This window comes from Nesterenkonia maliinae, assembly GCF_051262655.1.
In the GTDB taxonomy this organism is placed as follows: domain Bacteria; phylum Actinomycetota; class Actinomycetes; order Actinomycetales; family Micrococcaceae; genus Nesterenkonia.
Genome location: NZ_JBIMEY010000012.1, coordinates 1 through 23316, shown reverse-complemented (window position 1 = coordinate 23316; position 23316 = coordinate 1). Strand labels below are relative to the sequence as shown.

Genomic DNA, 23316 nt, shown 5'->3' with positions numbered 1-23316 from the left:
AAGAATAGGCTGACATCTGTCAAAGGAGAGACTGGACATGGTTCTACCCGGATGGCTCGCCGACGGCGCCGCCAAGCTGATGCAACGAGCTCCGCGCGGTCCCCGGCTGCCGTCGGAGGTCGCGTTCACCGAGCTTCCCGCCACCACCGAAGAGATCACCATCCCGACCCGCCACGGCCAGCTGCGCGCGATCCGATACTCCCCGCCCTCGGGCCCGGCGGGCAGCGGCGTGTACCTGAACCTGCACGGCGGCGGGTTCGTGATCCGTCACCCCGAGCAGGATGACGCCCTGTGCCGCTTCATCGCCTTCCACGCCGGTGTCACAGTGATCAATCTCGACTACATCCCCGCCCCGCAGTCGCGGTTCCCCGGCCCGGTCGAGCAGGCCTACGACGTCGCGGCCTGGGCTGCCGCACCGGACCGCCCCTGGGACGGGGGCAAGCTGGCTGTCGGAGGTCAGTCCGCGGGCGGCGCCCTGGCCGCCGCGGCAGCCCGGCTGGCCTTCGAGGGAGGAGCCCCCGATGTTGCGCTGCAGGTCTTGATGTATCCGGCCTTGGATCTGACCATCCCAGCGGCCCAGAAATGGGCGCCGGGTCGGGAGAAGTTCCTGGTCAGGATGGGACCCGTGTTCAACTCCGCCTACTGCCCCGATGTCCGGGTCCGAGCTCACCGGCTCATCTCTCCCGCGTCAGATGCGGACACGGCCTCTCTGGCGGGGATCGCTCCGGGACTCGTGATCTCCGCAGAGCGGGACATCCTGCGCGACGAGGCCGGACGGTACGCGCAGCGGCTGCGCGCGGCGGATGCGCTGATCGATCACCTGGATCTGGAAGGGGTGGGCCACGCGTTCAACATGGGAGGCGCCGGCCGCGACGTCGTCCTGCCGGTGTACGAGAAGATCGCGGAGGCTGTCCGGGTTGCATTCGCGTAGAGACCCGCTCTCAGGGTCAGCCTACTTGTTCCCACTCGATGACGGCTCCCAGGTTCTTGTCGTGGAAACGCACGACGACGTCGTTCTCGGTGATCTCCAGGAGCCGGTTGCGGGGGTTGCCGGTCTCCCTGAATCCGAGCTCGGCAAACCTGTGACGAAAACTCTCGATGCCGGTGCGCGTCACGAACTGCAGGTGTCGGATCCCGTCGATCTCCGACCCTGTCTTGGGCTGTGGCAGTTCGATGAAGCTCACGCTCCAGCCATGCGCCCGGAGCGGCTCATGGAGCTGCAACACCGCGATGAGTCGACCATTGACCAGGCTTTCGCTGATCCACGTACCGGCCAGCGCCAAGTCCTGCTTGCGCCTGGTGTAGCGATCGTTGCTCGAGACCTGAAGGCACAGAGTGTCGTTCTGGACCAGTTCATCTCGCACGCCCAGTGACTCGATGAGCTTGTCGGCATCTCGGACGGCGGCGGCGTAGAGCTGAGCAATCTCCATACGAGCTACGCTACGTCTCCCGGGTCAACACGATGTGCATGAGGTCGATCTCGTGGGGTGTCGGCGTATTCTCCCGGCATGGAACAACTGCAGAAGCGGCCAGCACTGGGCTGGAGGGTGGCTCTCGGCCGTGGAGCGGCACTGGCCGCCGTCGTCCTGGGGGTGACCGGGTGCGCGGTCTCGCCGGAGACCACCGTCGTGGAGAGTTCAGGCCAGGAGCGCACTGTCCACTGGGAGGACTATCCAGGGGACGCGTATACGGATGCCGAAGAGATCCTCGCTGCGCCGACTCCGGAAGAAGTCGAGGACCGTCAGCGGCAGCTCTTCGCGGAGCTCGAGGCGATGCTTCGGGATGACTTCGCAGTGGCAGTGAGCCCCCGTGGAGAGCCCTGATGGTATGAATCTACGGGCAACGGCTACGGCGGGGAGACCTACCTGACCACCTACAACTCGGCCGCCTGGACCTCGGAGACGGTGCCCGAGGGTCCTGACGCCTGGCGCGAGCTGCTCGATGCCGTCGAAGAGGTGCTTGCCGCGCACGAGCTGGGAGGACTCATCCTGCTCCACGAGTCATCTCTGTACAGGGCGGACGCGGCATGGCAGGAGGATCTGCTCGAGCAGTTCAGAACCACCGATCCTGAACAGTACTGGGAATGGACCGCCGATTCGGCGTGCGATGGAACCCTTTGAAGGTCTGGCGAAGCCCGAAGCCACCCACTCGGACTAGAGATGGGGCGACGCCTGAGAAGACCACGATCGGCTTCGACGTGGTGCCGGCGGAGGAAACGGCGAAGAACACTCCTGCGGCGCGGAAAGGTGCTCTTCGTCACTCATGGCAAGGTGGACACCACCCGCTGGGGTGACAGTTCCGAGACCGGCATACGGCTGGGCGTGCAGCAGAACGACAGACCAGGACTTCAGATCAGGAGATCATCATGACCACCGAGATCAACGACATCACCGGTGCGGACACGCAGTCGGGCTCCGAGGCAGGCCCCAGCGACGCCGCGATCGAGGCTGGCCGTCGGGCCTATGAGCTGGACCGCAGCCACGTGTTCCACTCCTGGAGCGCGCAGGAGTCGCTGACCCCGATGACCGTGATCGACGCAGAGGGCTCCTGGATCTGGGACGGCGAGGGCAACAAGCTCCTGGACCTGACCTCCCAGCTGATCTTCACCAACGCCGGGCACAAGCCCCCCAAGATCATCGAGGCGATCAAGACCCAGGCCGAGAAGCTGTGCACCGTCGCCCCGCAGCATGCCAACGAGGCCCGCTCCGAAGCGGCACGGCTGATCACCGAGCTGCTGCCCGAGGACATCAACCACGTCTTCTTCACCAACGGCGGCGCCGACGCCAACGAGCACGCGGTGCGGATGGCCCGGTTGCACACCGGTCGGCGCAAGGTGTTCTCCGCCTACCGCTCGTACCACGGGGGCACCCACCTGGCGGTGAACCTCACCGGTGACCCGCGCCGGATCGCCTCCGACGACGACGCCGGTGTCGAGCACTTCCTGCCCGCCTACACCTACCGCTCGTACTTCAACGCCGACGACGAGGCGCAGGAGGCCGAACGCGCGCTGAACCACCTGCGCGACCTGGTGATGCTGGAAGGCGCAGGGCAGACCGCGGCGATCATCCTGGAGGCCATCCCCGGTACCGCAGGCATCTACCTGCCTCCGCCGGGCTACCTGCAGGGGGTGCGAAAGCTCTGCGATGAGCACGGCATCGTCTTGATCATCGATGAGGTGATGTCGGGCTTCGGGCGCGCCGGGAAGTGGTTCGCCCACCAGCACTATGGGATCGAGCCCGACATCGTGACCTTCGCCAAGGGGGTCAACTCCGGCTACGTCCCGATGGGCGGCGTCGCCATGAACGACGCGATCTACGCGACCTTCGCCGAACGCGCCTACCCGGGAGGACTGACCTACTCCGGTCACCCGCTCGCCGCCGCAGCAGCGGTGGCAGCGATCACGGCGATGCGCGAGGAAGGCATGGTGGATAACGCGCTGAAGCTGGGGGAGGAGGTCATCGGACCCCGGTTGGCCGCGCTGAAGGATCGGCATCCGAGCGTCGGGGATGTGCGCGGCGTCGGGATGTTCTGGGCGATCGAACTGGTCAAGGACAAGGAGACCCGCGAGCCGCTGGCACCCTATGGTCAGACCCCCGCAGTGATGGGCCGGCTGGTCGCCGAGGCCAGACGCCGTGGAGTGCTTCCCTTCATGAATATGAACCGGCTGCACATCTGTCCGCCGCTGAACACCACCGCCGAGGAGCTGCTCTTCGGGATCGACGTGTTGGATGAGGTGCTCGACCTCGCCGACGAGTCCATCCGCCGCGTCTAGTTTCCTCAGCGGGTGCTGAGGCCGGCGCCGCCCCGTCCGTATCTGTCGGATCGCTGGGAGGCGGAAGCGACGGTCGCCCGGGTCGGGTCTGTGACGGTGCCCTCACGGCGGCGCGAGGATTCAACTCTCTCTGTGCGTGAGAGTAGAGTCTCACGTGTGATGGAAGCAGATACCAAGCAGATCTTAGAGGAGGCCTTGTCTCGCCGCACCGTCGCGGTGATCTCGCATCCCGATGCGGGCAAGTCCACGTTGAGTGAGGCGCTGCTGCTTCATTCCAACGCGATCACCGAGGCCGGCGCGGTCCATGGCAAGGCGGGACGCCGCGGCACCGTCTCGGACTGGATGGAGATGGAGAAGGCCCGCGGCATCTCGGTGAGCTCAGCGGTGCTGCAGTTCACCGTCGGTGACGCGATCGTGAACCTGGTGGACACCCCCGGGCACGCCGACTTCTCCGAAGACACCTTCCGCGTGCTCGCTGCGGTGGACGCGGTGATCATGCTCATCGACGCCGCCAAGGGCATGGAAGCCCAGACCATGAAGCTCTTCGAGGTCTGCAAGGCCCGCGGGCTGCCGGTCATTACGGTGATCAACAAGTGGGACCGCCCTGGCCAGGACGCCCTGGAGCTGGTGGATGAGATCCTCACCCGCACCGGGATGCGCTCGATGCCGCGCAACTGGCCCGTCGGAGACTCCGGGCACATGCTGGGCCTGCTGCACCCCGACGAGATGACCATGAACCGCTATACCCGCGCACCCGGCGGCGCGAAGAAGGTCCTCGCCGAGAAGCTCTCCGGCGAGGTGGCCGAGGCCGAGTATCCGGTCGAGTTCGAGACCGCGGTGGAGGAGTCCTCGCTGCTGGAGGTCGACGACCAGTTCTATGACCGTGACGCCTTCCTCGCCCAGGAGGCCACCCCGCTGTTCTTCGCCTCCGCCGTGCAGAACATCGGCGTCGAAGAGCTGCTGCACTTCATCATGGCGGAAGGTCCGCCGCCGCAGGCGCGCCCGGACGCCGAGGGCACCCCCCATGACCTGACCTCTGACTTCAGCGGCTACGTCTTCAAGGTGCAGACCGGCATGGACAAGGCTCACCGCGACCGGATCGCGTTCATGCGCATCTGCTCCGGGGTCTTCGAGCGCGGTATGGTCGCCACCCACGCGCAGTCAGCCAAGCCGTTCCCCACCAAGTACTCCCAACAGGTCTTCGGCCGCGACCGCACCACCGTGGACACCGCCTGGCCCGGCGACGTCGTCGGCCTGGTCAACGCGTCCATGCTGCGCCCGGGCGACACGCTCTACGCCGGCCAGTCAGTGATGTTCCCGCCGTTCAAGCCCTTCGCCCCCGAGCACTTCCGGGTCGGCAAGACCGGGGACGCGTCCAAGCACAAGCAGTTCCGCAAGGGCATCGAGCAGCTCGACCGCGAAGGCGTCATCCAGGTGTTCTACTCCGAGCGCCGCGGCCAGCAGCGCCCGGTGCTCGGCGCCGTCGGACCGATGCAGTTCGAGGTCGTCTCCGCCCGCATGGAGTCCGACTTCGGCGCCTCGGTCTCCTTCGACGCGCTGGACTACTCGGTCGCCCGCGACATCGACGCCGCCGCCGCCGAGATCCTCGGCAGCCGCCAGGACTGCGAAGTCCTCTACCGCAACGACGGCACGCCGGTGGCGTTGTTCAGAGACCCGTGGAGGTTGCGCACCGTCCAGCGCGACCACCCGAACCTGCTCCCGGATCCTCCGGGCAGCATCAACGCATCGGTCTCCGCACGGATGTGACCGATCGCCGAGGGCTGCGGGCACCCCATGCTGAACCCTCTTGGAAGGAACACCATGCACGCTGTCACACGAGTTGAAGTCGTCGAGGCTGTCAAGACCGCATTCACGATCACCGCCCAACCGACCGTCCCGAGGGATCTCGTCGAGGCAGCCACCGCCTCAGGGGCCCGTCCCGCCGTGGTCACCGTGCTCGAAGGGCTCGACGGCGACCTGCAGTTCCGCAGACTCCGCGAGCTCTGGGAGTACTTCCCGCACATGCCGGTCAACGCCGCCGACGCCGAGTAGCACCCCACGCGGATCGGGGTTCGCCGCCGACCAGGGGCTGGCATGCTGGAAGCATCGGCGTAGGCTCGAGGCCATGGTCAAGAGGCACAGCACCGCAGCCATCGAACGCACCACCCGACGTCCCTGGGCGCAATGGGTCACCGCCCTCGACGACGCCGGGGCCGCAGCTCTGCCGCACCGGGAGATCGTCGGCATCGTCTATGACCACATGCCACCCGACGTGGAGAATCGCGGCTGGTGGGCCCAGAGCGTGGCGGTCGCCTACGAACAGCACCGCTCCCTGCGTCGGCCCGGGGAGTCCCGGGCCGGGCAGTTCCAGGCCTCCGTCTCCAAGACCTATCCCGGAGACATGGACGCTGCGCTTCAGGCATGGGTCGACCTCGTCTCTGGGCGCGACTCCTTCGGCGGGGTCGCGCTCGAAGGCGTCCCCGGCACCTCGGCCACCGAGCGGTGGCGCTACTGGCGCGCCGGGCTGGCCGACGGTTCCCGGGTGGCGGTCACCATCGCGCAGAAGTCCGAGGAGCGGTCCTCGCTGGGGGTCGGGCACACGAAGCTGAGCTCGCCCGAAGAGGTCGAACGCTGGAAGGCGATCTGGCGGGAGCTTCTCGGCCAGCTCTGAGCAGGCCTGCTTGGAACCGTCCCCGTGCGGCTCAGAACAGGTGCGGCATCTCCTCGCGGAGCTTGTCCTCGAGCAGCGGTGTCAGGGATTCGATGTAGTGGTTCGAGAGGTGACTCTGGTCGTAGTAGACCGCGATGTTGCCGATCACCGCCGGGCAGGTCTGTTCGAAGCAGAGGTGCTCGGTCATGTCCACGGTATAGAGATCCTCCGGAAGTCCCGGTTCGGTGAGCGGGTTGGGGTCCTGGTAGCTGACCGGGTCCATTCCGCAGGCCTCGGCGTCCCCGCCCTCGGCCAGGCAGTCAGCGACGGAGTCCTCGCGCCGAGGGGTGCCGCGCATCAGCAGCACCTCAGGGCCGCGGTCTCGGATCTCCCGCCACATTTCCGGGGCGCCCCAGTAGATGTTCTCCGCCGCGCCGTCGGCGGGCACCCGGGTGCCCGCCGTGAACACCAGGTCCGGTTCGCGCTCGGAGATCACATCGAGCAGGTTGACGTTCCACTCATGGCACTGATTGCCCTCGGGGTCCGAACCAACGGTGAGCACGCAGGCGGACTTGTCCGCGATCAGCAGCTCCCAGTTGTTCTCCGCGGCCACAATCCTCCACGCATGGTGCCACTGACCCGCGTGAGAGCCTCCCGTGATCATCACCGTCAGGTCTGGGTCCCCTGGCTTGCCGGGGTCTTCACACACTAGGACCTCACCACGGTCCACGCCGTCGCCCTTCTCCTGCCGGCATCCCCAGTCGTAGTAGTCCGGACGGCTCTGCGCCAGCGTCTGCAGGTCAGGGATGAAGTCCACACCTCCAGGCGCCTCCGTTCCCTCCAGCGTGGCCAGTGCCCCGGGATAGTCGTCGGGATCAAGCTCCGCCAGCGAAGGTGCTGCCCCGCGCTGCAGGTCGATCGTATGGATCGCGTAGCTGCTCGCCGAGCCGCCGATCAGAAGCACCGCAGCCGCCATGGACAAGGGTGCTCGGGGTGAGACCCGCGCTGCGGCTCGGTTCACCGGACGCTCCACCCACCGATGGGTCAGCACCGCGAGCACCATCGAGACGGCCAGGACGAACAGTGCCCCGCCCACTCCCAGAGTGGAGTAGCCGCGGACCTCGAGATAGAAGATCAGCAGCGGCCAATGCCAGAGGTAGAGAGCGTAGGCATGATCGCCGACCCAGGTGAAGAACCGAGCCGAGAGCATCCGGGTCGCGGTCGTTCGAGAATCCCTGGTGCCCCCTTCGGGGTCGGCGGCGGCGAGCACCAGCGCCATGCCCAGCAACGGCCACAGCGCCCACGGGCCGGGGAACAGGGCCGCGCCGTTGAAGATGAAGCCGGTGATCACGATCAGCACGACGCCGGTCCAGCCGGCCAGGCCCCGACAGCGGCGGGGCAGCGTCAGGGCGGAGCCCAGAAGTGCCAGGAGCCCGCCGAAGCCCAGTTCCCAGAAGCGGGTCCGGGTCATCAGGTAGGCCTCGTCCTGGTTGACCCCGCCCATCTAGACGGCCTAGCCGAACGAGGCCACGACGATGATGCCTGTCATCAGGCCCATCACCAGGATCGGACTGCGACGCACCCGCCTCGCGAGGAAGAACGCGGCCAGCGCCACCAGGGGCCAGAGGAGGTAGAACTGGCCCTGCACGGAGAGGGACCAGAAGTGCTGGAAGGGACTCGTCTGCGGACCGGCCGCCCCGTAGGCGAGCTGCGAGCTGATCAGCTCGAGGTTCTCGAAGTAGAGCAGGGAGGCGCGCGCCTCGGCGAGGAGCTGAGCATGGCGGGTCTCCGGGAAGACGAGCAGCCCGGCCAGGGTGGTGACCGAGATGACCAGCGCCGCGGGCGGAAGCAGCCTTCTGGCGAGCCGCGCCAGATATCTGCCGACGCGGATCCTGCCGCCGCTCTCCACCGCCTCGCGCAGCAGCATTGACGTGAACAGGAACCCGGAGATCGCCAGGAAGATGTCGATACCACCGGAGACTCGGCCCGCGCCGAAGAGATGGAAGAGCACCACTCCAAGGATCGCGAGGCCGCGCAGGCCGTGGATCTCGGGTCGATATCTCCGCTCGGGAGTCACCTGGGAGGCGTCAGGGTGCGGGGCCGGAGCCGGATCGATCGCTGGGGGGAGTGGGCGCACAACGGTCCTGCCTGGATCGGTCCCGACAATGCTGCGGCGTCGGCTGCAAGTGTCTGCAGAGCAATGAGTCGTGACCTAGTGCACCCTAAGTAGTTTTAATTTGCAACTTCATCCCGAGGTCAATGGCGCATTGATCAGACACAAAGGGTTTATACAGAGCCTTCAATGGCCTCAGACGACTATCTCAAGGGATGAGACCCGCGGACCCGTCGCTCGGGTTCTGCCGGACTACGGGGTGGCCCCCGCCTGGTATCGGCTCAGCGTCGCATCGCGGAACTCGTAGAAGCGTCCCTGTTCGATGCTGGCCCGGATGTCATCGACCATCTTGATCGTGTAGTGCTCGTTGTGGATCGTGCACAGCGTGTTGTAGAGCATCTCCTTGGCCTTGAAGAGGTGATGCAGGTAGGCCCGCGTGTAGTTCTGGCAGGTGTAGCAGGTGCACTCCTCATCGATGGGGGAGAAGTCTCGCTTGAAGCGGGCCTGCGGAATGTTGTACCGCCCGTCGGGGTGATAGACCCGCCCGGTGCGCGCGACCCGCGACGGGGAGACGCAGTCAAAGGTGTCGGCCCCGTTCTCGATGGCGGTGAAGAAGTCCTCGGGCTCGGAGATGCCCAGGAGGTGTCGGGGCTTGTCGTCCGGGAGCTCCTCGGCCATCCAGCCCACGATGGTCCCGAGGTTCTCCTTGTCCAGCGCGCCGCCGATGCCGAAGCCGTCGAAGCTCTGGCCCTCGATCTCCATGGAGCCCAGATCCTTCGCGGCCTTGCGACGCAGGTCCCCGTACTGGGCTCCCTGCAGCACCCCGAAGAGCGCCTGATAGGGCCGGTGGCTGCGTTCGGCGGTGAGGCTGCGGTGCGCGGAGAGGCAGCGCTCGGCCCAGAGCCGGGTGCGCTCCAGCGAGGTCTCCTGGTAGTCCCGAGTGTTGAACAGCGTGGTGAGTTCGTCGAAGGCGAAGATGATGTCCGCGCCGATCTCGTGCTGGAGCCGCATCGAGATCTCTGGGGTGAACCGGTGGGTGGTGCCGTCGATATGGGACTTGAAGGTCACGCCGTCATCGTCCACCAGTGCCAGACGCACCTTCTTCGGGGCGACGGCCGCGTCGTCGGGGACCACCGAGGCATCCATGGTGATGACCTTCTTGAACCCCGCGCCCAGGCTCATCACCTGGAACCCGCCGGAGTCGGTGAAGGTCGGCAGCGGCCAGTTCATGAATCTGCCCAACCCGCCGGCGGCGTCGATGACGTCGGTGCCGGGCTGCAGGTTCAGGTGATAGGCGTTGGCCAGAGCCGCCTGAGCGCCGACCTCGAGCATCTCCTCCGGGCGGACGGTCTTGATCGTGGCCTTGGTGGCGACCGGGATGAAGGCCGGTGTCTTGATGTCGCCATGGGGAGTGCGGATCGTGCCCGTGCGACCCAGCGCGCCGTCGATCCGAGCTTCGACCTCGAAGCTGAAGGACGCCCGTTCCGCCTGCGGATGCCGCCGGGCCTCCTGCGGCGCGGGATTCTGGGCCGCGGGGTTCTGGGGCGCGGGGTTCTGCGTCGACCCCTGCGCCGCGGCGTCGGGAAGAGCGGAGGACGGGGGCTCGGTGTTCAGCTGATTCGGCACCCGCTCAGTCTAGTCAGGGTCCTATGCTTATCCGGTGCCTTCCGTCTCCGCTCTGACCGCGACCGTGACCGCGAGGCTGGCCCGACTCTGGCGCCTGACCGCGGAGATCCTGCCCGGTGCGGCGCTGGCACTGATCCTCGCGATCGCCGCACACCGGCTCATCGCCGAGCTGATCCCAGTGGTCTCCGGACTGCTGATCGGGGTCCTGGCCGGCATCGCGCTGCGCAGCTTCGGCTGGGTGCCGTCCTGGGGTGAACGAGGGCTCGAATGGTCCGCCAAGACGCTGCTTCGAGCGGGCATCGTGCTGCTCGGACTCCAGCTGGCCCTGGGAGACCTGCTGAGCCTGGGCTGGGAGATCCTCGTCGTCGTCGTGCTCACGGTGGGGGTGACCTTCTTCGGCATGCTCGCCCTGGGGCGGATGCTGGGCGCCCCGCAAGGGATGACCACGCTGCTCGCCACCGGCACCGCCATCTGCGGGGCCTCCGCAGTCGCCGCAGCCGCGGCGGCGATCGACCGAGGCGACGGCCGGGACGACGACGGCGCTCCGGTACAGTCCTCGGCGGCGACCGCAGTGTCCGTGGTCACCCTCTACGGCACCCTCGCACTGCTCGCGCTGCCGCCCCTGGGGGCGCTGCTGGGCCTCGGGGAGGAACAGATGGGCGTCTGGATCGGCGCCAGCGTCCATGAGGTAGGTCAAGTGGTCGCCGCCGGAGGAGTGGTGGGCGCGGTGGCACTGGCCACCGCGACGCTGGTGAAGCTCGCCCGGGTGGTGCTGCTCGCGCCGATGGTCGCCGGGGTCAGCCTGAGCCGACGACGACGACGGACAGTCGCCGTTGGGCAGCCGGGAGGTTCCAGGCCGCCGCTGATCCCGCTCTTCGTGCTCGGCTTCCTGGCGATGATGACCCTGCGCTCGGTGACCGATCTGCCGGCGTCGACGCTCGACTTCTCAGCGGACGTGACCACCATGCTGCTGACGACCGCGATGGTCGGAGTCGGGGCGTCGGTGGACCTGCGGCGGCTGCTGCGTGAGGGCGGCCCGGCGCTGCTGCTCGGCGCCGGCGGCACGGTGCTGGCGGTGGGGACCGGACTGGGGTCGGTGCTGCTGCTGGTGGCCTGACCTCGACACCCATTCGAAAGTATGTTCGAATGGCTCCATGAGGTGGCAGGGACAGGCAGTGCAAGGGGGTGAGGGCGCGGCTCTCATCCCGCTCAAGGGACTCATGCGCTCGGTGCGCACCCCGGAGTTCGAAGGCGTGACCTTCCACGAGGTGGCGGCGAAGACCGCACTGAACAAGGTGCCGGGTCAGTCCAATATGCCGTTCTCCTGGACCGTGAACCCGACCCGCGGATGCCTTCACCAGTGCGTTTACTGCCTGAGTCCGGAAACGCTGATCCTGATGGCCGACGGTCGGCAGAAGCTGCTTCGTGACGTCCACGTAGGTGACGCCGTCGTCGGCACCGAGCTCAACGGCAGGTATCGCCGTTTCGTCCGGGCAGAGGTGTTGGCGAAATGGGGAACAGAGAAGCCCGCTTTTCGCGTCACCCTCCGCGACGGCACCGAGATCGTGGCCAGCGGAGACCATCGGTTCCTGACCGAGCGCGGTTGGAAATACGTGGCCCGTCCAGAGGACGGGTCCCAGCGCCCGAGTCTGACGCAGAACAACAGGCTCATGGGATTCGGGCTGGGGATGCCTCCCGAGCAGTATGCAGAACCGGAGGACTCGGCGGAGTATCGACGTGGGTACCTCACGGGGATGATTCGTGGCGACGGCATGCTGATCGATAAAACATACGTGCGGGCATCCAATGGGAAGCCGTACCGTGTGACGATATTTCGTCTAGCGCTTACTGATGCTCCCGCCCTGATTCGCAGCAGAGACTTCCTCGCGCGAGTAGGGATCAAGACGGCCCTCAAACCCTTCATTACTGCGGGACAGCAACGACCGATGCAGGCGATCTACACATCCACGCGGACGAACTACCGCGGTATCAAGCAGATCATCGATTGGCCCGAGGATCCTTGCTCAGACTGGCGACGGGGCTACCTTGCGGGCTTCTTCGATGCAGAAGGTTCCTACTCTCAGGGTGCGCTGCGCTTCTCGAATTCAAACCAAGAGATGCTTTCGCGCGGCCTTTCCGCCCTGCACTCCTTGGGGTTCGATGGAGTCATCGAACCTGCCAACGCTCGCGGTATCGCTGCGCTTCGTGTGCGCGGTGGAAGAACAGCTCACAGACGTTTCTTCCACACGGTCGGTCCTAGTATCGGCCGAAAACTCGCAATTCTAGGGAGCGCGGTGAAGACTTCGAGCGACTTGCGGGTTGCGAGCGTCGAGGCGCTGGGGCGCACGGAGTCTCTGATCGACATCACCACCAGCACCGGTGACTTCATCGCCAACGGCGTGGTGAGCCACAACTGCTTCGCGCGGAAGACCCACGAGTACCTGGACCTCGACGCGGGCCGGGACTTCGACACGCAGATCATCGTGAAGACCAACGTCGCCGAGGTGCTCCGCGCCGAGCTGAACCGACCCTCGTGGAAGCGCGAGCACGTGGCGCTGGGAACCAACACCGATCCCTATCAGCGCGCCGAGGGCCGGTATCAGCTGATGCCCGGAATCATCCGGGCGCTCGCAGATTCTGGGACCCCGTTCTCCATCCTGACCAAGGGGCCGCTGCTCAAGCGCGACCTCCCGCTGCTCCAGGAGGCGGCCCGGCAGGTGTCGGTCTCGGTGGCAGTCTCCCTTGCGGTCATGGATCCGGAGCTCCAGCAGAAGGTGGAGCCGGGAACGCCGGACCCGCGGGCGCGCCTGAACCTGATCCGCTCCATCACCGATGCCGGGCTGGACTGCTCCGTGCTGGCCATGCCGATCCTGCCGTGGCTCACCGACGGCGACGAGCGCATCGACACCCTCCACGCCGCGCTGGCCGAGGCCGGGGCCAGCTACGTCACCACCGGCGCGCTGCACCTGCGCCCAGGAGCCCGGGAGTGGTTCATGGCGTGGCTCGCCCGTGAGTATCCCGCACTGGTGGCCAAGTACCGCCGGATCTACGGCGGCGGCTCCTATGCGTCGAAGGAATATCGGCACTGGCTCGCAGACTCGGCACGCGCGGCTCGGCGTCGCCATGGCTTCGACAAGCCTGCAGACCTGATGTGGCGTGAGCGCAACGACCCGGACTCGCCGGTGACGGGTCAGGCGGCGTCTGGTTCGGCGGGGAACCAAGCGGCGCTGACCACCGCGGCCGCGGCGCCGGTTCAACCCGCGCTCTTCTGACCCCCTCCATCCCGTAGTCTGGTTTGCATAAGCAACTAACGCGACGGATGGGTGTCCTGCTCGATCGTCGCGCCGACGCCTCAGGAGTGCCCATGACGTTCACCCACGCAGAGACCTTCACCACCAGGCCCACGCTCGAGGGCAGCTTCGGAATGACCGCCTCCACACATTGGCTCGCCACGGCCTCCTCGCAGGCTGTGCTCGAACGTGGAGGCAACGCCTTCGACGCGGCGGTGGCCGGGGCCTTCGTGCTGCATGTGGTGGAGCCGCACCTCAACGGTCCCGGCGGCGACATGGTCGGGATCTTCGCCACGGCCGGCGCCCCCGAGAAGCCGCAGGTGCTCATGGGTCAGGGGCCCGCGCCCGCCGGGGCGCTGATCCAGCACTACCGGGCACTCGGGCTCGAGAGCGTCCCGGGTGCCGGGGCCCTCGCCGCGGCCATCCCGGCCGCCGTCGACGCCTGGCTGGTGCTGCTGCGCGACCACGGGACCTGGGATCTGGCGGAGGTGCTCGAGTTCGCCATCGGCTACGCGGAGGACGGCCACCCGATCCTGCCCGGCGCCGTGCGGGCGATCTGCGCCGTCGCCGGGCTGTTCCAGGAGCACTGGCCGACGTCGGCCGCTCTCTGGATGCCCGAGGGCAAGGTCCCCGAGCCGGGGCAGATCGTGCGCAACCCCGAGTACGCGCAGGTCTTGCGCGAACTCATCGCCGCCGGGGCGGACAAGACGGGCCGGGTCGCGCAGATCGAAGCGGCGCGCACCGAATGGAAGACCGGACGCGTCGCGCAGTCGGCGGCGGAGTTCGTGCAGACCCCGCACCGCCACTCCGACGGCGGTGACTACGCCGGAGTGATCACCGCGGAGGACTTCGCCTCCCACAGCGCCGGATACGAAGATCCGATCTCGATCGAGTTCCGCGGACACACCATCGCGAAGTCCGGCCCGTGGGGCCAGGGGCCTGCGCTGCTGCAGGCGCTGAAGATCCTTGAGGGATACCCGGATGAGCAGCTGGATCCGGGCACCGAGATCGGCGCACACCTGATCCTGGAGGCGCAGAAGCTGGCTCTGGCGGACCGCGACACCTACTACGGCGACGTGCCCGTGAACCTCGAGCACCTGCTCTCCGCGGACTACGCCGCGCAGCGCCGCGGTGAGATCAGCGAGCACGCCTCCGCCGAGTTCCGACCGGGCCAGGTCCCGGGGATGGAGCAGGTGCTGCCCGCCCTGGTCGAGGTGTCCGAGACCGTCAGCGGCGCCGGCGCCGGAGAGCCGACGGTCTCCAAGGCCGGAGAGACCAAAGGGGACACCTGCCACCTCGACGTGGTGGACCGCTGGGGCAACATCGTCTCCGCGACGCCCTCGGGCGGCTGGCTGCAGTCCTCACCGGTGGTCGAGGGGCTCGGCTTCTGCCTGGGGACCCGGCTTCAGATGACCTGGCTCGATGAGCGCTCACACTCACGGCTCGAACCGGGCAGGCGCCCGCGCACCACGCTGACCCCGACCCTGGTGCTCAAGGACGGAGCCCCGCTGATCGCGCTGGGCACCCCGGGCGGAGACCAGCAGGACCAGTGGCAGCTGCCTATGCTGCTGCGGATGCTCATCGGCGGACACACCGCCCAGCAGGCCATCGACGCCCCCACCCTGCATACGACGTCGATGCCCGGCTCCTTCTGGCCGCGCGCCTGGGAGCCCGGCGGCGCCGTCGTGGAGGATCGGCTCGGCGCCGAGCTCATCGAGGGTCTGCGCCGCCGCGGCCACCAGGTGACGACGGCGGGGGACTGGGCGCTGGGGCGGCTCTCCTGCGTGATGCGAGACCCGGAGACCGGACGGCTCAGCGCGGCCGCCAACGCTCGCGGCGCTCAGGGCTATGCGGCGGGACGATGACAGCGAAGTGTGTGACGACGGCTGTGACGACGGCAGGCCGGGTCCTGGTGCAGACGCCGCTGACTTTGGGATGATGACGTCATGAGCATCATCAAGATCAACGCCATCACTGTTCCTGCCGACTCTGGAGATGAACTTGGGAAGCGGTTCGCCGCGCGCCGCGACTCCATGGAGGGCACCGCGGGATTCGAAGGGTTCGAGCTGCTGCAGCCCACCGACGAACGCACCACCTGGCTGGTCATCACCCGCTGGGCCAGCGAGGAGGCGTTCGAGAACTGGCGCACCTCGCAGGACTTCCAGAAGTCCCACTCCGGCGGCGAGGCCGGTGCTGAGGAGGCACCGAAGAAGCCTGTGGGCATGTCTGCGGAGCTGTGGAGCTACACCACCTCGGTGACCGGCTAGGTGGAACCGGGGCGGTGCTGGTAATCTAAATCGGTCAGTTGCTCGAGGAACTCGTTTCCTCGAATTGCACAGCTGGCGGGCCTCCGTAGCTCAGGGGATAGAGCGTTGGTTTCCGGTACCAAAAGTCGTGGGTTCGATTCCCGCCGGGGGCACAGAAAGACATCAGGTCCGCATTCTTGTCTCGACAAGGATGCGGACCTTTTTCGTGTGTCCCCGATGTCCGCGCTCATCAGGCCTGCCGGGTGGCATGTCAGAGGCCCACGAGAATCTAAATGTCGTCAGGGAAGAGGCACGCGCGGACCTGCCGCAGACACCGCGGATCCTGCTCCGTCCTCGACCACAGCCGCCCACCAGATCGGACACTGATCCTCATGAGCAGCACCAACCATCCCGAGATTTCTCCCGAAAAAGAAGCTGCGGCAGACCTCATCGCCCAGCTTGCCCACCGGGATCAGGTGGACAAGGCCGGAAAGTCATACATCGACCATCCGCGCCGCGTGGCGGCGATCGTGCGGGCCAACGGTTACGACCGCAGCTATTGCACCGTGGCGCTGCTCCATGACGTCGTCGAAGACACCGAGGTCACCCAGGATGACCTGCGCGCCGTGTTCGGTGCCGCCATCAGTGAGGCCGTCGACAATCTGACCCGCCGCGAGGCGGAGCCTTCCGAGGACTACTACGCGCGGCTTCTTCTGAGTGATCTGTCCCTAGTGGTCAAGCATGCCGACATCCAGGACAACACCTCTCCTGAGCGTCTCGCAGCGCTGAACCCGGCCACTCAGGAGCGGCTGAGTGTCAAGTACAGCAACGCGATCGCGCAGCTCGGCGGCCCTCGCCTTCAAGTGCAGGGCTGACACCCAGCTGGCCCGGCCAGACATGACTGCCGATCAGCCCGGGGCAGGCGCCCCAAGGACCCCAACACGAGACGTCTAGGCTAGGTCCATGGCCCAGGACCCGAGTTCGAATCACATCGCCTACGGCATCGCCTTCGGCGCGATCGCCGGCATGATCTTCCTCGACAGCGTCGCCCTCGGTGCGGGCCTCGGCCTCGCGATGGGTCTGGCCATCGCGGCCGGCTTCAGCCAGGACCGCAAGAAGAGGGATGAAGACGAGAACCCCGAGAGCACGGCCTGATCCCGAAGTCTGGTGTGGGGCGCGTTTCCCTGAAGAGACTGACCCGGCCTCGGCGTATCTCAACCCGCAAAGACTTCCACAGTGCAGTCCACCCACCACGGCTCAGCCTAAGTAGAGCTGCCAGACGTGACCGTCCGGGTCCGCCACGATGGACTCGAATCCCCAGGGCTGATGGGTGGGCGGGGTGAGCACCGTGCCCCCGGCCTCGCGCATCGCCTCGGTCACAGCAGCGAGCTCGTCGGCATCAGCGACCGCCCTCCCCAGCAGACACTCGCTGTGCCCCGCGGGGGAGAGCGCACGGTCGCCCAGCACCCAGCCGAAGCCCTCCTCGGGGATCAGGCAGAGGTAGGCCTCCCCGAACAGCCGAAACTGCAGCGGTTCGGGCAGGCCGTCCTGCGCCACCTCACCCACCGGCTCGAGACCCAGGCCGTCCCGGTAGAAGCGGTGGGAACGGTGCCGATCGGCGATCGGCAGGGTGATGGTGAACGCCAGTGACATGGATCGGGATCCCTTCCTCTGGGGTTGGGCCGACATGGCCTGAGTCAGCGGGACCTGTTGGTTCAGGTCCGGGACGACGCCGTCAGCACCTCCTCCAGACGCGCATAGCTGGTCTCCATCCCGTCGGTCATCCCGGTCTCCAGCACCATGTCCCGGACCTCTGCGCTGGGATAGGTGATGATCAGGGTGAGCAGCGTGCCGCCGTCGATGGGGGTCAGCGTCTGTTCGTTGATGTTGGGCTCGCCGGGGATGCCCTCCATGGACTCCGTGGTGACCTCACGGTAGGGCTCGTCCAGCTCGATGAGCTCACCGTAGAGCGCGAACCCCTCGGAGCCGTCCTCCTCCTTCTCCCACGCGAAGCGGTAGCTGTCTCCCACCTTCATTGCGACCTGGCAGTCCGACATCCTCCAGCCATCGGGTCCGAGCAGCCAGCGGCGCAGCAGGTCGGGGTCCCGATGCGCCTGGCGAACCTGTTCAGGGGTGCCGCGGATGATCCGACTGATCCGCACCTTGGTGTCGGTGAGCACCTGCGTCTGCACGCCCGTGCCGGCGGCGAAGGATGAGAGGTCCTCCAGCACCCCGTCCATCTGGCCCATGGCCGAGGTCATGCCCTCTTCCATGCCCATCTCGAGCAGCTGCTGATAGTCCTCGGCGGAGTTGAACCACGACGTCGAGGTCAGTCTGGATCCCTGCGGGGTCTCGTCGAAGACCAGGCTCAGGCGCAGCGCGGGCATCTCGGGGTTGGGGTTCCCGTCGTCATCGGCGAAGCCGTCGGTGATCTCGAAGGAGCGTCCCGGCTCCATCGACAGGTACTCCCAGTAGCCCGCGGACCGGGTGCCGTCTGGGCCGGTCATCCAATAGTCCGAACGTCCCCCGGGGTAGAAGTCGTGGCGGGTGAAGGTGGCGGGCCAGTCCGCGGGGCCCCAGAACTTCTCAAGCTGACGGGGATCGGCGTGAGCGTCCCAGAGTCGCTGAACCGGCACGGAGAACTCGGCGACCACGGTCATGGTCAATGCATCGGTGTCCTTGGTGACTGAGGTGATGGGCATGGTGAGCCTTTCTGCTGTCAGTGCTGCCCACTGGTGTCTGGTGTGGTGGTGTCCGCCAGGAGCGTGTCGAGGCGGGAGATGCGGCCCTGCCAGATGAGCTCGTATCCATCGAGCAGCGCCTGGGCCTCGCGGATGGTGTCGGGGTTGCCGCGGACCAGGCGTTCGCGCCCTTGTCGGCGCTTGGTCACCAGGTCTGCGCTTTCCAGGACGCCGACGTGCTTCTGCACGGCAGCGAAGGACATCTCATAGAGTGCGGCCAGGGCGGAGACGGTTGCCTCCTCGACAAGGGTGCGCCGGACGATGTCCCTGCGAGTGGCGTCTGCCAGAGCCCGGAAGATCCGGTCCACCTGGTCGTCACTAGGGGGCGGTGAAGTCTCATTACGTATAACCATTTGGTTGTACGTTAGGACTGCGCCGCGGTCAGGTCAAGGGTTCTGCGCCGAGTGATTTCTCCGATTCCTCGTGCAGCACCTTCAATGCCGCCGAGACCAGATCCTCACCTGCGCGGTCCTGCCTCACATGTGCCACGATCCGGCGCTGCACCGTTGGGTTGCGGAGCGCGCGGACCACTGTGCCGCGCGGCAGATCGCGCAGCGCGAGGTGGGGAAGGACGGTGATCCCCAGCCCGGCCGCCACCAGGGAGAGCGCCGCATTGTGATCATCGAGCCGGGCGGCGAACTGCGGCACGAACCCGGCGGCCTGACATGCGGTGCGGATCATCCGCCCATTGGGGCTGTCCTTGATGTCATGGTCCACCCACATCTGGTCACTGAGCTCGTGGACCTCCACGGTCTCCGAGTGGGCGAGCGGGTGATCCGTCGGCAGGACGACGGCGAAGTCCTCGTGCCGAAGCAGGTGACGCTGGTAGCCCGAGAAGTGCTCCTCGGGCTCCAGCGGTGATTCATTGCGGATGTCGATGTCCACCGGGCGTCCGGTCTTCTCCGCGTAGGGCTCGTTGAGGCTGATCTGCACGGTCAGCTCGGGATCCCTGGCGCGCAGGGTGGCTACCACCTGAGGCAGCCACTCCTTTGCGGCGGAGGTGAAGCTGGCCAGCACCAGGTGACTGGACCGGCCGCGGCGAAGACCCTCCACCAGACGGTCAAGCTCATCGAGGCTCTGCAGCACGGGGGTGCTTCCCTGCGCCAGGGACAGCGCCGCCGTCGTCGGGGTCAGCCCTCGACCGCTGCGCTCGAAGAGCTTCAACCCGGTCTCTTGCGCCAGGATGCTCATATGCTGGCTCACCGTGGCGGGGGAGTAGTGCAGGCTGCGCGCGGCCCCCTGGATCGATCCGGTGGCGATCACCGATTGCAGCACGCGCAGTCTGTGCGGATTCAACATGGCACCAGTATCACCCGATTCGTCGATGACGAACAGTTGTCTGTTTTTATCTGCTTGTGCTGACTGATGCGGTGTCCCAGGATGGGGCTGTGACACTTTCCAGCTACCTCGGCCTGCTCGCCGTCTCCGCCGTCCTGGCCATCACCCCGGGACAGGACACGATGCTGTCCCTGCGCAATGCGCTGATCTCCCGCCGGGCCGGCCTCGGAGCGGCGACAGGCTCCTCGGTGGCCGCCCTGATCTGGGCGGCACTGGCCGCCACCGGCCTGGCGGCGCTGTTCCAAGCCTCCCCGGTGGCATATGAGCTGCTGAGCCTGATCGGCGGCCTCTACGTGATCTTCCTCGGTGTCCGCGCGATGCGCAGCGCCTGGATCACGCTGAAGTCCCACCGACTGGCTCGCGCCGACGTCGGGGTCCCCGCGTTGGTCGGGGGCTCCTACGATCCGCAGCCCGCCGCGGTCGAGTCCGGTCCGGGAACGGGGTCGACAACCGGTGCGGCCCCGGATCAATCTTCAGGCACCGGCACCGGCACCGGCACCGGCACCGGCACCGGCACCGGCACCGGCACCGGTGGGGGCGCTCGCGGATCAGGTCGTGACCCCCGGGGTTCCTCGGGCCGGCGGACCCGTCGCGACATCACCAGCTTTCGCGGAACCTTCCTGATCGGACTGGGCAGCTGCATGACCAACCCGAAGGTCGGCCTGTTCTTCCTGGCGCTCTTCCCGCAGTTCACCCCCGTCGGCGCGTCTCCGGCCTTCGCGATCGGGGTGCTCGGCGGCACCGTGGCCGCCAGCATGTGGCTCTACCTGCTCGGCGTCGTCCTGCTCGTCGACGCCGCGAACACCTGGCTCTCCAACCCAGTGGTCACCGGTCGCATCGAGATGGGCAGCGGGCTGACCCTTGCCGGACTCGGCGTCTACCTGAGCGCCACCGGTGTGCTCGGACTGCTCGGCTGACCCGACTCACCCGCGTCACCCGCGTCCATTGGGCGCTTTGCGTCGCTATGCGGCCTCGGTCACCGAGCCACTCGCATCCAGTGGGCACTTTGCGTCGCTATACGCCCTCGCGCACGGGGCCATTCCACCGCAAACTGCCCAATCGACGGGCGGAGGGGCGAGCGCGGGGGAGAGCATCCCCGCGCGGGGGTCACCCGCCTCTGAATCCGGGCTCAGCAGGCGGACCCCGTAGACTGTCCCGGTGACTCCCGAAGAACTCTCCACCGTTGTCAAGAGCGTGCTCGCCGAGGCTGTCGAAGCCGGTGAGCTGAGCGTCGATCTCCCCAAGAACGTCGTCATCGAGCGCCCCAAGAATCGCGAGCACGGCGACTGGGCCACCACCGTCGCCCTGCAGCTGGCCAAGAAGGCCGGAATGCCCCCGCGTGCGTTCGCCGAGATCCTCGGCGCTCGGCTTGAGCAGGTCCGCGGCGTCGAGCGGATCGAGATCGCCGGCCCCGGATTCATCAACATCACCGTGGACTCCGCCGCCGCCGGCGAGCTCGCGCGCACCATCGTCGAAGCCGGTGACACCTTCGGCCACAACGACGCACTCGCCGGGCGCACGGTCAACGTCGAATTCGTCTCCGCGAACCCCACCGGACCGCTGCACATCGGCCACACCCGCTGGGCCGCGCTCGGCGACGCGATCGGCCGGCTGCTGCGCGCCTCCGGTGCCACCGTCGCCAATGAGTACTACGTGAACGACGCCGGCAACCAGATGAACGTCTTCGGCCACTCCGTGCTCTCCCGCATCCACGGTGAGGACGTCCCGCAGGGCGGCTATCCCGGCGACTACGTCATCGAGCTTGCCGACGAGATCCTCGCTGCCCGCCCCGACGTCAAGGACATGCCCCGCGACGAGGCGCTGCCGATCGTGCGCGAACTGGGCTACCAGGCGCAGCTGGGCCAGATCAAGGACACCCTGACCGCGTTCGGCGTGCACTTCGACGTCTTCTACTCCGAGCAGTCCCTCCACGCCGAGGGCAAGGTCACCGCGGCCGTGGAGACCCTGCGCGCGCAGGGCCACATCGAGGACCGCGACGGCGCGGTCTGGCTGCGCACCACCGACTTCGGTGATGACAAGGATCGAGTGCTCTTCAAGGCCGACGGCGAGCCCACCTACTTCGCCGCCGACGCCGCCTACTACCTCTCCAAGCGCGAGCGGGGCTTCACCGAGAAGATCTACCTGCTCGGCGCGGACCACCACGGCTACGTGTCCCGGCTCGAGGCCATCGCCGCCTGCGCCGGGGATGATCCGCAGCGCAACATCGAGGTGCTCATCGGCCAGCTGATGTCGATCCGCGGTGCGAAGCTCTCCAAGCGGGCCGGAAACATCATCGAGCTCACCGACCTGATCGAATGGCTCGGCGCCGACGCGCTGCGCTACACGCTGGCCCGGTTCCCCGCGAACTCTCCGATCGACGTGGACCCGGAGCTGCTGCAGTCCCGGACCAACGACAACCCGGTCTTCTACGTGCAGTACGCCCACGCCCGCTCCCGCAACGCCGCGCGCAACGCGGAGGCCGCAGGCGTCGACCGCGACAGCTTCGACGCCGGGCTGCTGACCCACGAGACCGAAGAGGAGCTGCTCTCCCACCTGGGACGCTTCACCTCCGTGGTGGCCTCCGCCGCTGAGCTGCGCGAACCCCACCGGGTAGCGCGCTACCTCGAGTCCCTGGCCAGCGCCTATCACGGCTGGTACGCGGTGTGCCGAGTCGCGCCCAGCGTCAGCCCCGACGGCGTGCAGGACCCGGTCACCGATCTCAACCGCACCCGGCTCTGGCTCAACGACGCCACGGCCCAGGTGCTGCGCAACGGACTGGCGCTGCTCGGCGTCACCGCCCCTGAAAGGATGTGAACCGCCATCACTGCTCACGGCTCCACCACGAACAGTTCCACCACGCCCAGCTCCACTTCGGAGACGACCCCTGCAGGCAGCTCGGCCGCGCCCTACTCGACGGCGCCCAGCGCTCACCCGCTGGCGCCAGCCTGGCTCACCCCTCGCCGGGACACCGATGACCTCGAAGCCGCGCTGCTCCCGGCCGACGCGCACCGCGACGCCGAGGGCCGCCTGGTCATCGGCGGCGTCGACGTCGAGACGCTCGCCGCCGAGCACGGCACCCCGCTCTATGTGCTCTCCGAAACCGATTTTCGGGCCCGGGCCCGAAGCTTCCGTGAAGCCTTCAGCGCCGCCTTCGCCCCCGAGGCCGAGGTCGACGTCTTCTACGCCGGCAAGGCCTTCCTGAGCACCCATGTGGCGGGCTGGGCCGTGGAGGAGGGGCTCTGCGTGGACACCGCCTCCGGCGGCGAGCTGTCCCTCGCCCTGGCCGGCGGGGTCCCGCCGAAGCAGATCGGTCTGCACGGGAACAACAAGTCCGACGCCGAGATCCAGCGCGCACTGGACGCCGGAATCGGACGCATCATCGCCGACTCGCTCGATGAGCTGGAGCGGATCTCCACCCTCGCGGTCGCCGCCGGCACCCGCGCCCCCGTGATGCTGCGACTGACCCCGGGCGTGCACGCCTCCACCCACGAGTACATCGCCACCGCGCATGAGGACCAGAAGTTCGGCCTCTCGCTGACC

The 23316-nt window shown here is 67.3% G+C and carries 24 protein-coding genes and 1 tRNA gene; 17 read left to right on the top strand and 8 right to left on the bottom strand.

The window, feature by feature from the left end; translation table 11 throughout:
• Positions 1 to 37 precede the first annotated feature (37 nt).
• Entirely contained in the window at positions 38 to 931 is an 894-nt protein-coding gene (locus ACHAA4_RS14740) for an alpha/beta hydrolase fold domain-containing protein (protein WP_435774936.1), read from the top strand.
• A 16-nt stretch (positions 932 to 947) separates the two neighbouring features.
• On the opposite strand, the gene ACHAA4_RS14735 is transcribed toward ACHAA4_RS14740, so the two are convergent.
• Complete coding sequence (locus ACHAA4_RS14735) at positions 948 to 1430, bottom strand: VOC family protein (RefSeq protein ID WP_435774935.1); 483 nt, start codon at positions 1428 to 1430, stop codon at positions 948 to 950.
• A 78-nt stretch (positions 1431 to 1508) separates the two neighbouring features.
• On the opposite strand from ACHAA4_RS14735, the gene ACHAA4_RS14730 reads away from it, so the two are divergent.
• The 6 genes from ACHAA4_RS14730 (at position 1509) to ACHAA4_RS14705 (ending at position 6443) form a co-directional block, all read left to right on the top strand.
• Positions 1509 to 1823, top strand: coding sequence for a hypothetical protein (locus ACHAA4_RS14730; protein ID WP_435774934.1), 315 nt, complete (start codon positions 1509 to 1511; stop codon positions 1821 to 1823).
• A gap of 81 nt (positions 1824 to 1904) precedes the next feature.
• The gene (locus tag ACHAA4_RS14725; RefSeq protein WP_435774933.1) at positions 1905 to 2120 is read left to right on the top strand and encodes a hypothetical protein; all 216 of its coding nucleotides are present in this window, start codon (positions 1905 to 1907) and stop codon (positions 2118 to 2120) included.
• Between the two features lie 245 nt (positions 2121 to 2365).
• A complete protein-coding gene (locus ACHAA4_RS14720) occupies positions 2366 to 3772 on the top strand; it encodes an aspartate aminotransferase family protein (protein WP_435774932.1) in 1407 nt (468 codons plus the stop codon).
• 159 nt (positions 3773 to 3931) lie between these two features.
• Positions 3932 to 5539: a peptide chain release factor 3 gene (locus ACHAA4_RS14715; protein ID WP_435774931.1), complete on the top strand. Its 1608-nt coding sequence runs from the start codon at positions 3932 to 3934 to the stop codon at positions 5537 to 5539.
• A 54-nt stretch (positions 5540 to 5593) separates the two neighbouring features.
• On the top strand, positions 5594 to 5824 hold the full coding sequence (locus ACHAA4_RS14710) for a hypothetical protein (protein WP_435774930.1): 231 nt from the start codon (positions 5594 to 5596) through the stop codon (positions 5822 to 5824).
• A gap of 73 nt (positions 5825 to 5897) precedes the next feature.
• Positions 5898 to 6443, top strand: coding sequence for a hypothetical protein (locus tag ACHAA4_RS14705; protein WP_435774929.1), 546 nt, complete (start codon positions 5898 to 5900; stop codon positions 6441 to 6443).
• Between the two features lie 31 nt (positions 6444 to 6474).
• Here ACHAA4_RS14705 and ACHAA4_RS14700 read toward each other — a convergent pair whose 3' ends face one another.
• The 3 genes from ACHAA4_RS14700 to tgt all read right to left on the bottom strand — a co-directional run bounded on the left by ACHAA4_RS14700 (position 6475) and on the right by tgt (position 10161).
• On the bottom strand, positions 6475 to 7926 hold the full coding sequence (locus ACHAA4_RS14700) for an acyltransferase family protein (RefSeq protein WP_435774928.1): 1452 nt from the start codon (positions 7924 to 7926) through the stop codon (positions 6475 to 6477).
• A gap of 9 nt (positions 7927 to 7935) precedes the next feature.
• Positions 7936 to 8559: an acyltransferase family protein gene (locus tag ACHAA4_RS14695; RefSeq protein WP_435774927.1), complete on the bottom strand. Its 624-nt coding sequence runs from the start codon at positions 8557 to 8559 to the stop codon at positions 7936 to 7938.
• 228 nt (positions 8560 to 8787) lie between these two features.
• Entirely contained in the window at positions 8788 to 10161 is a 1374-nt protein-coding gene (gene tgt, locus ACHAA4_RS14690; RefSeq protein ID WP_435774926.1) for a tRNA guanosine(34) transglycosylase Tgt, read from the bottom strand.
• A gap of 34 nt (positions 10162 to 10195) precedes the next feature.
• Between tgt and ACHAA4_RS14685 the strand changes: the two genes are divergently transcribed.
• The 7 genes from ACHAA4_RS14685 to ACHAA4_RS14655 all read left to right on the top strand — a co-directional run bounded on the left by ACHAA4_RS14685 (position 10196) and on the right by ACHAA4_RS14655 (position 16852).
• Positions 10196 to 11278: a YeiH family protein gene (locus ACHAA4_RS14685; RefSeq protein ID WP_435774925.1), complete on the top strand. Its 1083-nt coding sequence runs from the start codon at positions 10196 to 10198 to the stop codon at positions 11276 to 11278.
• 37 nt (positions 11279 to 11315) lie between these two features.
• The gene (locus tag ACHAA4_RS14680; RefSeq protein ID WP_435774924.1) at positions 11316 to 13433 is read left to right on the top strand and encodes an intein-containing Rv2578c family radical SAM protein; all 2118 of its coding nucleotides are present in this window, start codon (positions 11316 to 11318) and stop codon (positions 13431 to 13433) included.
• A 92-nt stretch (positions 13434 to 13525) separates the two neighbouring features.
• Positions 13526 to 15316 (top strand): gamma-glutamyltransferase family protein, encoded by a 1791-nt coding sequence (locus ACHAA4_RS14675; protein ID WP_435774923.1) that lies wholly within the window; start codon positions 13526 to 13528, stop codon positions 15314 to 15316.
• An 81-nt stretch (positions 15317 to 15397) separates the two neighbouring features.
• On the top strand, positions 15398 to 15718 hold the full coding sequence (locus ACHAA4_RS14670; RefSeq protein WP_435774922.1) for an antibiotic biosynthesis monooxygenase family protein: 321 nt from the start codon (positions 15398 to 15400) through the stop codon (positions 15716 to 15718).
• A gap of 79 nt (positions 15719 to 15797) precedes the next feature.
• Positions 15798 to 15870, top strand: a tRNA-Arg gene (locus tag ACHAA4_RS14665).
• Positions 15871 to 16089: 219 nt separating this feature from the next.
• A complete protein-coding gene (locus ACHAA4_RS14660; RefSeq protein ID WP_435774921.1) occupies positions 16090 to 16572 on the top strand; it encodes an HD domain-containing protein in 483 nt (160 codons plus the stop codon).
• 88 nt (positions 16573 to 16660) lie between these two features.
• Entirely contained in the window at positions 16661 to 16852 is a 192-nt protein-coding gene (locus tag ACHAA4_RS14655; RefSeq protein ID WP_435774920.1) for a glycine zipper domain-containing protein, read from the top strand.
• A 102-nt stretch (positions 16853 to 16954) separates the two neighbouring features.
• On the opposite strand, the gene ACHAA4_RS14650 is transcribed toward ACHAA4_RS14655, so the two are convergent.
• From ACHAA4_RS14650 to ACHAA4_RS14635, 4 genes are all read right to left on the bottom strand, one after another.
• Complete coding sequence (locus tag ACHAA4_RS14650) at positions 16955 to 17350, bottom strand: VOC family protein (RefSeq protein WP_435774919.1); 396 nt, start codon at positions 17348 to 17350, stop codon at positions 16955 to 16957.
• 62 nt (positions 17351 to 17412) lie between these two features.
• Complete coding sequence (locus ACHAA4_RS14645) at positions 17413 to 18399, bottom strand: SRPBCC family protein (RefSeq protein WP_435774918.1); 987 nt, start codon at positions 18397 to 18399, stop codon at positions 17413 to 17415.
• A 17-nt stretch (positions 18400 to 18416) separates the two neighbouring features.
• Positions 18417 to 18791, bottom strand: a complete 375-nt coding sequence (locus ACHAA4_RS14640) for an ArsR/SmtB family transcription factor (RefSeq protein ID WP_435774917.1) — start codon at positions 18789 to 18791, stop codon at positions 18417 to 18419.
• A 28-nt stretch (positions 18792 to 18819) separates the two neighbouring features.
• Positions 18820 to 19737: a LysR family transcriptional regulator gene (locus ACHAA4_RS14635; RefSeq protein WP_435774916.1), complete on the bottom strand. Its 918-nt coding sequence runs from the start codon at positions 19735 to 19737 to the stop codon at positions 18820 to 18822.
• An 89-nt stretch (positions 19738 to 19826) separates the two neighbouring features.
• On the opposite strand from ACHAA4_RS14635, the gene ACHAA4_RS14630 reads away from it, so the two are divergent.
• From ACHAA4_RS14630 to ACHAA4_RS14620, 3 genes are all read left to right on the top strand, one after another.
• Entirely contained in the window at positions 19827 to 20693 is an 867-nt protein-coding gene (locus ACHAA4_RS14630; protein WP_435774915.1) for a LysE family translocator, read from the top strand.
• A 241-nt stretch (positions 20694 to 20934) separates the two neighbouring features.
• Positions 20935 to 22590: an arginine--tRNA ligase gene (gene argS, locus ACHAA4_RS14625; protein ID WP_435774914.1), complete on the top strand. Its 1656-nt coding sequence runs from the start codon at positions 20935 to 20937 to the stop codon at positions 22588 to 22590.
• Between the two features lie 273 nt (positions 22591 to 22863).
• On the top strand, positions 22864 to 23316 hold a 453-nt coding region (locus ACHAA4_RS14620), incomplete at its 3' end, for a diaminopimelate decarboxylase family protein (protein ID WP_435774913.1).

Excerpts from the sequence above, each read along its gene's own strand:
- ACHAA4_RS14740 (WP_435774936.1), top strand. The coding sequence starts at position 38 with ATGGTTCTACCCGGATGGCTCGCCGACGGCGCCGCCAAGCTGATGCAA.
- ACHAA4_RS14735 (WP_435774935.1), bottom strand. The coding sequence starts at position 1,430 with ATGGAGATTGCTCAGCTCTACGCCGCCGCCGTCCGAGATGCCGACAAG.
- ACHAA4_RS14730 (WP_435774934.1), top strand. The coding sequence starts at position 1,509 with ATGGAACAACTGCAGAAGCGGCCAGCACTGGGCTGGAGGGTGGCTCTC.
- ACHAA4_RS14720 (WP_435774932.1), top strand. The coding sequence starts at position 2,366 with ATGACCACCGAGATCAACGACATCACCGGTGCGGACACGCAGTCGGGC.
- ACHAA4_RS14715 (WP_435774931.1), top strand. The coding sequence starts at position 3,932 with ATGGAAGCAGATACCAAGCAGATCTTAGAGGAGGCCTTGTCTCGCCGC.
- ACHAA4_RS14710 (WP_435774930.1), top strand. The coding sequence starts at position 5,594 with ATGCACGCTGTCACACGAGTTGAAGTCGTCGAGGCTGTCAAGACCGCA.
- ACHAA4_RS14705 (WP_435774929.1), top strand. The coding sequence starts at position 5,898 with ATGGTCAAGAGGCACAGCACCGCAGCCATCGAACGCACCACCCGACGT.
- ACHAA4_RS14700 (WP_435774928.1), bottom strand. The coding sequence starts at position 7,926 with ATGGGCGGGGTCAACCAGGACGAGGCCTACCTGATGACCCGGACCCGC.
- ACHAA4_RS14680 (WP_435774924.1), top strand. The coding sequence starts at position 11,316 with ATGAGGTGGCAGGGACAGGCAGTGCAAGGGGGTGAGGGCGCGGCTCTC.
- ACHAA4_RS14675 (WP_435774923.1), top strand. The coding sequence starts at position 13,526 with ATGACGTTCACCCACGCAGAGACCTTCACCACCAGGCCCACGCTCGAG.
- ACHAA4_RS14670 (WP_435774922.1), top strand. The coding sequence starts at position 15,398 with ATGAGCATCATCAAGATCAACGCCATCACTGTTCCTGCCGACTCTGGA.
- ACHAA4_RS14660 (WP_435774921.1), top strand. The coding sequence starts at position 16,090 with ATGAGCAGCACCAACCATCCCGAGATTTCTCCCGAAAAAGAAGCTGCG.
- ACHAA4_RS14655 (WP_435774920.1), top strand. The coding sequence starts at position 16,661 with ATGGCCCAGGACCCGAGTTCGAATCACATCGCCTACGGCATCGCCTTC.
- ACHAA4_RS14650 (WP_435774919.1), bottom strand. The coding sequence starts at position 17,350 with ATGTCACTGGCGTTCACCATCACCCTGCCGATCGCCGATCGGCACCGT.
- ACHAA4_RS14645 (WP_435774918.1), bottom strand. The coding sequence starts at position 18,399 with ATGCCCATCACCTCAGTCACCAAGGACACCGATGCATTGACCATGACC.
- ACHAA4_RS14640 (WP_435774917.1), bottom strand. The coding sequence starts at position 18,791 with ATGGTTATACGTAATGAGACTTCACCGCCCCCTAGTGACGACCAGGTG.
- ACHAA4_RS14635 (WP_435774916.1), bottom strand. The coding sequence starts at position 19,737 with ATGTTGAATCCGCACAGACTGCGCGTGCTGCAATCGGTGATCGCCACC.